The organism is Psychrobacter sp. FME5 (assembly GCF_014861375.1).
GTDB lineage: Bacteria > Pseudomonadota > Gammaproteobacteria > Pseudomonadales > Moraxellaceae > Psychrobacter.
In genome coordinates this window covers 1-1,669 of record NZ_RRYX01000213.1, presented here as the reverse complement: position 1 = coordinate 1,669, position 1,669 = coordinate 1, and the positions used below count along the sequence as shown (strand labels likewise).

Below are 1,669 nucleotides of genomic sequence, written 5' to 3'. Positions count from 1 at the left end.
TTCTCTTTGTTGTGGTAAACAAGAGTGTAAGGCGTTGCTTATTTTTTTCAACTATTTCCCAATTCTATACAGCCCCTATAAGCCAAATTATGTATTTCGAGTTAGTAACAGGATGTATCATAGACCTTCTTTAATATTAAATTGTTTTGAAACCTTATTGACTATCTCTTTAATTAAAATTTATGCGTGCCAATGAATATTATTCTCTCTAAAAGTCGTAGAATAGACTTTCTATATTCCAAATTACTATAAATTCATAGCTATTTATTATATACAAGAATAATAGCTATGATTTACACTGGCAGCTCACTGTATATTTGTACATTTTTATTTTATGTATACAGACAGGGTTTGTATATTTACACAATAGGATTAAGTTATGGCAATCGACGTAGTGGTCAATCAGCGGCATTTACAAATCCAACTCAAACAGTTGGAAACAGTATGGCATACGGTGATCAATGGTTATAACTTAAGTCAAGCGGCTACTGTGCTGCATACCAGTCAATCAAGCCTATCAAAGCATATTGCAGCACTTGAAAACCAACTTAAAACCGAAGTATTCGTACGCCAAGGCAAACGCCTAACTGGACTGACGACAATGGGCACCGCACTCATGCCCCATATTGAATCCATTTTTGCAGAAATCCGTACCATTGAAAACCTTAGCCTTGATTTTAATAATCCTAATATCGGTACACTGACCATTGCCACGACTCACACGCAAGCGCGTTACGTGTTGCCGCAAGTGGTCAAGGCATTCAAAGAACGTTTCCCTAAGGTTAATTTGATTTTGCAACAGGCAGATCCTGAGACTATCGCGCAAATGGTGATACGCGGCCAAGCCGATATTGGCATTGCCACGGAGTCTTTGCTACACAATAATTATCTGCGTTGCTATCGTTATTATGATTGGACGCATCGCGTCATCGTACCAAGCGACCATGAGCTTGCAGGGCTAGAATCTATCGATCTACCAACCCTTGCCAGCTACCCCATCGTGACCTATCACGGTGGTTTCACTGGACGCGGTGCGATTGACAAAACCTTTGAAGAGGCAGGCTTGGAGCCAGATATTGTACTAGCAGCGCTTGATGCGGATGTGATTAGCACTTATGTGGGGCTTGGCTTGGGTATTGGCATCATCGCGGAGATGGCGTTTGAACCCAGTCATTATCAAAACTTGACGGCTATCCCAATCGAGCACTTCGGCCGCTTTACCAGTTGGATGGCAGTCCGTGATGACGCAGAAATCCGCCAATATGGGCGCGCCTTTATGGAGCTGTGTCAAAAGCAATTTAGTCAATGAAGCACCTAACTTTTAGCATTTAAACTTAGCATAAAGCTGAAAAATTATTCAAAAAAAGCACCCAAGATTAAACTTGAGTGCTTTTTTATTTGTTTATAAAACGCTTATAATTTATATGCTTATAATTACTCTTTACCAACCATGATGCTACTTGCTTTGATGATGGCGACTGCCTCATCTCCAACATTCAGGTTTAAGCTTTCAGCCGATCCTGTGGTGATGCTAGAGACAATTTCCGACCCATTGACATCGATAACCACTTCTGTAGAAACTGGGCCTTTTTTAATTCTTAGATTAACACATGAAGTGCAATACCAAATGCGAGGTGAAAAAAAGACCTAGATGCGCTAGCATCAAAGT

Annotated in this window: 2 protein-coding genes; one reads left to right on the top strand and one right to left on the bottom strand. The window is 40.4% G+C overall.

The window, feature by feature from the left end; all coding sequences use genetic code 11:
• The first annotated feature begins 379 nt into the window (after positions 1-379).
• A complete protein-coding gene (locus EI161_RS14235; RefSeq protein WP_192529911.1) occupies positions 380-1,309 on the top strand; it encodes a LysR substrate-binding domain-containing protein in 930 nt (309 codons plus the stop codon).
• Between the two features lie 125 nt (positions 1,310-1,434).
• On the opposite strand, the gene EI161_RS14230 is transcribed toward EI161_RS14235, so the two are convergent.
• Positions 1,435-1,596, bottom strand: coding sequence for a TOBE domain-containing protein (locus EI161_RS14230; protein ID WP_318779376.1), 162 nt, complete (start codon positions 1,594-1,596; stop codon positions 1,435-1,437).
• Positions 1,597-1,669: the final 73 nt, after the last annotated feature.